The organism is Sporolactobacillus sp. STSJ-5, from assembly GCF_024385605.1.
Taxonomy (GTDB): Bacteria; Bacillota; Bacilli; order Bacillales; family Sporolactobacillaceae; genus Sporolactobacillus.
The window spans coordinates 1-1,502 of sequence record NZ_JANFOJ010000048.1 but is presented as its reverse complement, the minus strand read 5'-3'; the positions used below and the strand labels follow the sequence as shown (position 1 = coordinate 1,502).

General features: G+C 47.9%; 1 protein-coding gene. It reads right to left on the bottom strand.

All coding sequences use genetic code 11. The features are described from left to right. Positions 1 to 48: 48 nt before the first annotated feature. Complete coding sequence (locus NOM01_RS17035) at positions 49 to 1,278, bottom strand: IS256 family transposase (protein WP_155217839.1); 1,230 nt, start codon at positions 1,276 to 1,278, stop codon at positions 49 to 51. Between the last annotated feature and the right edge of the window lie 224 nt (positions 1,279 to 1,502).

Below are 1,502 nucleotides of genomic sequence, written 5' to 3'. Positions count from 1 at the left end.
GGTCAAGTCTTTTTTCTTGTGTAAATTCATCTCGGTTAGAACAGATCATTAACTGGGATAAATCGTCGTCACTTTACTCGATTTTTCCGATTGATGTTGCTTGGCTTTCCAACTAAAATACTCATTCATTTTCAGATAGCAGCGACTCGACCACTTCTCATTCTGCTCCATGAGCAGCGAACCCATGATTCGGAGGATTGATTCACGATTGGGAAAGATGCGAATCACCCGTTCGCGACGACGGAATTCTTCGTTGAGGCGCTCCATACCGTTTGTTGTGCGTAGACGGCGACGATAAGGTTCTGGTAGGGTGAGCACGGCGGTCACATCATCAAAAGCAGCTTCGACAAGCTCGGTTACTCGAGGGACCTTTTCTTGATACGTCTCTAGAAACGATTGGAGTAAGGTCTGAGACGTTTGGACATTGGGTGCCTGAAGGATCGCTTTCACCTGCTCGGTGCCCTCGCGCTTGAGGGACTTCGGGAGCCGATCGTGCACGTTGCGTAGAAAATGAGCCTGACACCGTTGCCAAGTGGCTCCCTGAAAGGCTTTTTGGACCGCCTTGACGAGACCGCCATGATCATCACTCACCACGACATCAACGCCTTTCAAGCCACGAGCTTTCAGCCAGTCAAAATAGTTTTTCCAAGCGTCCGTGCTTTCGCTGTCATCGATTTTCAAACCAAGAATGGTTCGATAGCCCAGATCATTGATTCCATAGCTGATCAGGACACCTCGGGAGCGAACGCGCCCATCTTCACGCACTTTGGTATAAACCGCGTCAACAATGAGAAAAGGGTAGTTTCCCTTCAGTGGACGATTGTTCCAGCCCGAGACCATCGGATCCAGATGTCCGCAAAGATCTGAAACGGTCGTTTTCGAAAACTCCGTGCCGCAAAGTTCTTCCGTAATCTGACTCACCTTGCGTGTTGAAACACCGTTGATGACCATTTCCATCAAGGAGAGGACCAGTGCCTGTTCACTGCGCTGATAGCGATTGAAAAGATCCGTTGAGAAATGACCATTACGCAGTCTGGGTACATCCAGTGTGAGCGTTCCTACACGTGTCTTCAATTGACGCGGATAAGAACCATTTCGGTAATCGGTTCGGGCATCGCTGCGTTCATATTTTTCTGCTTTAAGCTGTTCACTGGCCTGAGCTTTTAACACTTGATTTAAGATCGCCTCCAAAAGGGCGTTCATTCCTGATTTTTTCGCATCACCAAGAAATAATTGATGCAGAAGTTGTTCATTTAGAGTAATCTGTACTTGAGCCATCCCTGAGTCTCTCCTTTAGAATTTGGTTTTCGACAACTCTATTCTAACTGAGATGATGGGCTCCGGCTCATTTTCTATGAAAAAAATGAGAGAGAGAAGCGAGGAAGAAGGATCTCGCTGTTTTCCCGGAGGGGGGCCGGCCCCCCTCCGGGAAAACAGAACACCCACTCGTCATTTTTCTCTCATTTAGATCCCCCTTTTTACACAATTATACGGCCTCAACT